The organism is Microcystis sp. LE19-195.1E (assembly GCF_027532095.1).
Lineage (GTDB): Bacteria > Cyanobacteriota > Cyanobacteriia > Cyanobacteriales > Microcystaceae > Microcystis > Microcystis aeruginosa.
On the sequence record NZ_JAPZSZ010000227.1, the window covers coordinates 1 to 5,403 of the forward strand.

Consider the following 5,403-nt stretch of genomic DNA (forward strand, 5'->3'; position numbering starts at 1 on the left):
TTCACGGGGAGATTTAATCAAAGCCCCTCGATTTTTGTTGAAAGTACAGAGTAAGCTTAAATTGCTACAAAGACGCTTGAAACATCAAGTCAAAGGCTCAAACAATTGGTTAAAACTTCAGGAGAAGATAGCAAGATTACACGAAAAAGTGTCTAATACTCGTAGAGATTGGCACTATAAACTAGCTCATTATCTTTGCGATTTTGCTGATAATATCTTTGTTGAGGATATTAACTTCGTTTCCTGGTCTAGAGGTATCGTTAGAAAACAATCTCTAGATTCGGGCATCGGTAGTTTTATTAACGATATACTACCCTTTGTCGCTTGGAAACGGGGAAAATATTATCTTAAGGTCGATAAAAACGGAACTTCCCAGGACTGTCCGAATTGTGGCGCGATTACTGGCAAAAAAGCATTATCGGAAAGAGTTCACCGGTGTGATTCTTGCGGCCACATTGAACCAAGAGATACGGCATCAGCGAAGGTAATCGAGAACCGAGGAAAAAATGCGGTCGGACTGACCGTGTTAGAAAACGCTTGCGGAGGCGATTTGACGGGGATCGACCGGTTAAACCAGGTCGATCTAGTTAAAAGCCTAAGAACCGAGAATCCCCCGCTACACCGCGCGAGCGGTTAGCGGGGGAGAGTCAAACTGGCCTTTGTTTCATCCCATCGGTAAAACCGAGGGTCTTCACCCGACATTGCAGATAAACCTTTTCTACCCTGGGAGAAAAACCGAGCCATTGACGAGATAAACGAGCAAAAGTGTCAGGATCACCGCTAACTGCGAAGTTAGTAGGTAGAGGTGTTTCGGGATTTTTTAGACCTAATAATTCTAGTTCTTTTTCCGCCGATCGGACAACGGAAGCGGCGGGATCTACCAACCGCACGGAACTAGGTAAAAGACGACGTAAAACCGGGGAAAGATGGCGATAATGGGTACAACCATAGACCAGAGTATCAATATTTTCTGCTAGTAAAGGCTGAAGATATTCCCTAGCCACCTGCGTGGTGTAGGGGTCAAAAATGCGGTTAGCCTCGATCAAAGGGACAAATTCAGGACAGGGAATTTGCCAAACTTGGGCAGTAGGATCGATTTCTTGAATCGCTTGTTTATAGGCATTACTTTTAGCCGTAGCGGGAGTAGAAATCACCCCAATGCGCTTTCCTTTTTGCACGGCAGTTTTTGCCCCGGGTAAAATTACCCCCAAAATTGGTAAATCTTTAAATTCGGCCTGTACTTCTTCTAAAGCCAAGGCGGAACTGGTATTACAGGCCATAATCACCATTTTCACCCGGCGCTCGCTCATCCAAGTGAGAATTTCCCGGACAAATTCGATAATTTCCCCTTTAGAACGGGTTCCGTAGGGAAGTCTAGCGGTATCAGCGAAATAGAGAATCGATTCTTGGGGCAGTTGTCGATACAACTCCCTTAAAACGGTCAGTCCACCCACACCACTATCAAACACACCAATCGGACTAAATTGTGATTCTCTCATAGATATCGAGGAAAACGCTGATCTAAAGTAGCTTTATTTGATGATATTAAAACACGGATTTTTTGATCAGTAAACTAATGCTCCAATCATTTAATCATTAACGGAGATTTCGTTGAATATATTCAATAATCCCCCTTGCGATCGCCGCCGCCATTTGTCGTTGAAAGTTGACATTGGCTAATTTAGCAGCATCCTCAGCGCCGGTAACGAAACCCACTTCCACGAGGGTAGAGGGCATTCTGGAGGTTCTCAGCACATAGAAACGGGCCCGACGCACCCCCCGATCGCGCATATCGACACTGCGGACAATATTGCGATGGATGGTGTCCGACAAACGGCGATCACCGAAGTAATAAACTTCCAATCCGTTGACATCCGGTCGTGCTTTCCCCATAGAGTTAGCGTGGATACTGACAAATAGATCGGCATCAATCCGGTTAGCCAGATCCGTGCGCCCTTGCAGGGTGACAAAAAAGTCGCTATCTCTAGTTAGACGCACATCGATGCCCTGTTGTTGCAGGATGCGGGTAACTTCTAGGGAAATGGGCAGAATTACGTTTTTTTCCTGAAGGCCACCAATTCCGATCGCCCCCGGATCCTTACCACCATGGCCCGGATCGATCACCACCAGAAAGCGGCTATTGCCTTGTCGGGGGGGATTAGGAGTGGGGTTAGAAGGGCGCGGAGGTGGGTTAAATTGCCCCGTATCTGGGGGTAAAGGGACAGGTATAGTGGTGGAGTCAGGAACCTGAGAAACGGGGCTAGAATTGCGGGAGGAAAGCAATTCTAGGGCTAGGGTTTGACCGTCCGACTGATTGAGGCGACCGAATTGAAATCCTGCCGCGGTCTGTACCAAAATCAGCACCTTATTGACACTTTCCTGACGTACGCGCAATTGATAGATGGGACTAGAGCGGCCGAAGCGCGGACCGCGAAAAGACTCGGCTAACTTAGCATTTTCGATGCGTAGTTCATAGACCCCATCCCGGTTAACAATGCCGTTAGCTTTTAGGGGTAAATCCGCACGAATTAACAGGCGATCGTTATTACCCGTCAGATCGATCGAGGAGATCGTGGCCAAACGATTGCTCGAAGGGGGATTATTGGCAGTTTTCGCGGGGGGATTATTGGGACGGGGATTGGGATTAGTGGCGCTAGTGGGGGGGGGAGAGGAGATATTATCCACGGAACCCAGACCACCCCTAGGCAGTAAAACCAAACCACCAAAACGACTATAGAGAGCTTGCCAATCGGGACTATCCTTATTAACGCTCAGGGAAATCTTGGCCCGTTGATTGGCAGTCTGACTGAATTGAATATCGCCGACCCCATAGCGATTGACGGGGATAGTTTGACCGGTGAGACTACTGGGTAAAGTGGCCCCGGGTAATTCAAATTCGATTTTTTTGCCGTCCCGGCTGCGTTGACTGCGGATTGATCGCTCATCACCATTTTGCTCTAAACGGACAAAAAGACCATTGCGAGTTACCTGAAAATCATCGTTGTTGTCCGTCTGGCTAACTGGAGGTGGGGGAGTGGGACGGGTGGAACCGCGATCGGGGGGAGGTGTGGGGTCAGGGGTGACGGGTGGTTGCGTTTCCTCCCTAATCGGTTGGGGTTCTGGCAATTCCACTGTCCATTGGGTGGGCGAAATTCCGCGAATTTTTACCTGTTGAGGATCAAAGGTGTAGCCTGGGGCCAATTCAATCACTAAACGGGTAGTTTCCGCATCAAATTGACCAATACGGACACTTCTGACGATATTGCCAATGGGCCGGTTAATATTGGGTTGCCCTAACTTGATCCCGGGCAGATCGATCACGATCCTGGTGGGGTTAGTGATCATTTGCGCTCGCGGTTGCACTCGATTGTCGGTGGTGAACACCAGACGATTCTCATTGGTGTCGAATCGCCAAAAGACGAGCTTGCCGGCCCAAGCAGGGGCCGCCACCAGCAACCAAGTTAATGCGCTTAGGAATAACCAATGAAATCTCACGATCGATGCTCCCGTTGCTCAGTTATCAATTACCTTTTTTCGGTAAAAATGGACAATTTTGTCGATTTTTGGCCATCCATAGCTCCGTTAATGCTCTGAGAATGACTATCAATAAAAACAAGCTTATGGGACGTTGGCATGGTCTGCTATGTTTCTGATCAGTGATCAGGGATTGGTTGTTGGGGTGTTGGGGTTTTGGGGTTTTAGTTGAAATTACCCTATCTCCCTATCTCCCTATCCTCTAGCTCCTAACTCACTGCTCACTGCTCACTGATTGAGGGCTGGCGGTAGGTTCTTTAAATACTAACCTTAACAGGGGCGGAGCGATAAAGGTAGTCAAGATCACCATCATAATAATGGCCGCATCGGCAGCGGGGGATAAAGCGCCACTAGCAGCCCCGACTCCGGCAAAGACTAAACCCACTTCACCCCGGGGAATCATGCCAACTCCGATCGCCAAGCGATTGAGTTTTTCCTGACTGAAAACGGCTAACCCCGTCACCACTTTACCCAAAATAGCGACGACAATTAAGAAAGCGGCCAAGACTAATCCTTCTCGATTAGTGGGAATAGCGGGATTAAGGACACTTAAATCGGTTTTTGCCCCCACACAGACGAAAAATATCGGTACAAATAAATCGGCGATCGGGAACACTTGTTCTGCCAATTCCGATCGCTTTTCCGTTTCCCCGAGGACCAGGCCCGCAGCAAAGGAACCGAGAATCGCTTCTAATTGGATAACTTGGGCAATATAAGCAAGAATAAAGGCGAAAATCAGGGAAACTAAGAGCAATTGTCCCCTAGTTTTCATGCTATTAACTAATTGAACGTAAAAGGGGCTTAAAAAACGACCGATCAGGATCGCCCCGATTACAAAAGCGCTAGAACTAATAACTAGATAAATTACTTTGCTAATTTGCACTTCTCCGGTCTTCACCAAAGAAGCAACGACAGCGAGAACGATAATACCGAGAATATCATCGAGAACCGCTGCCCCGATGATAATTTGACCTTCTTTCGCCGATAACTGCCCTATTTCTGCTAAAACCTTGGCGGTAATGCCGATACTGGTAGCGGTTAAAGCTGCCCCGGCAAAAATAGCGGGAATGGTGGCCAGATGAAAGATATAGATTAAACCCAAAGTACCCACCAAAAAGGGAACCGCAACCCCTACCACTGCGACAGCAGCTGCCTGCGGACCGACGCGAATTAATTCCTGCAAGTCTGACTCTAAACCAATCTCGAACAGCAGGATAATTACCCCCAATTCCGAGAGGACGGAAATCACCTCACTGGCAGCACTAAAAACGGCGGGAGATTGCTCCAGGGTGAGGGAGGAAGTGGATTGTAGGAAGTGAATGAGGAGAGAATCCTCGAATCCCGCCCCTCCTTCCGGAAAAACCAGTAATTTTAGGGCAGAAACCCCGATAATCACGCCACCGACTAATTCTCCTAACACGGGGGGCAAGTTCAATCGCACGCATATTTCCCCCCCCAGTTTACAGGCGAAATAAATAACGGTCAAACTCAGCAGCACGCAGGCTAAAACTAAGGCACTATCAGCAGTTTCGGCTGTAGCTGCCGAGGCTAACAGGGAAATGTTAAAACTCCAAGCGGAAGAAAGGAAAGGCTGTAGTATCATCGCTCGCTCAAAATTACTCTCAATACTCTAACAAGCTTGCGGCCTATTCAATCATCCCTGCTCAAAGTTTGCCGTTCTATTAAACTTACTCAAATCTACTCATGAGCAAATTTGAAGCTAATTTCGGCTCTTCGGGAATTGTTATGCAAATAATTAACTTAAAATAAAATTCGATGAGAGCGCCTACACTCAAAAGTATCTGAAATCCATATAGGGAAGGACTTAAGGCATCAACAGGTTAATACCAAAAGATAGACAATCGAGTT

At 47.5% G+C, this 5,403-nt stretch carries 4 protein-coding genes; 1 reads left to right on the top strand and 3 read right to left on the bottom strand.

Going from position 1 to position 5,403, the window contains the following annotated elements; translation table 11 throughout:
- On the top strand, positions 1–637 hold a 637-nt coding region (locus O9300_RS12725), incomplete at its 5' end, for an RNA-guided endonuclease InsQ/TnpB family protein (protein ID WP_287971989.1).
- Between the two features lie 10 nt (positions 638–647).
- Here the strand turns inward: O9300_RS12725 and murI are convergent.
- The 3 genes from murI to O9300_RS12740 form a co-directional block, all read right to left on the bottom strand.
- On the bottom strand, positions 648–1,499 hold the full coding sequence (gene murI, locus O9300_RS12730; RefSeq protein WP_287971990.1) for a glutamate racemase: 852 nt from the start codon (positions 1,497–1,499) through the stop codon (positions 648–650).
- Positions 1,500–1,596: 97 nt separating this feature from the next.
- Entirely contained in the window at positions 1,597–3,495 is a 1,899-nt protein-coding gene (locus O9300_RS12735) for an N-acetylmuramoyl-L-alanine amidase (RefSeq protein WP_287971991.1), read from the bottom strand.
- Positions 3,496–3,748: 253 nt separating this feature from the next.
- A complete protein-coding gene (locus tag O9300_RS12740; RefSeq protein WP_287971992.1) occupies positions 3,749–5,137 on the bottom strand; it encodes a cation:proton antiporter in 1,389 nt (462 codons plus the stop codon).
- Between the last annotated feature and the right edge of the window lie 266 nt (positions 5,138–5,403).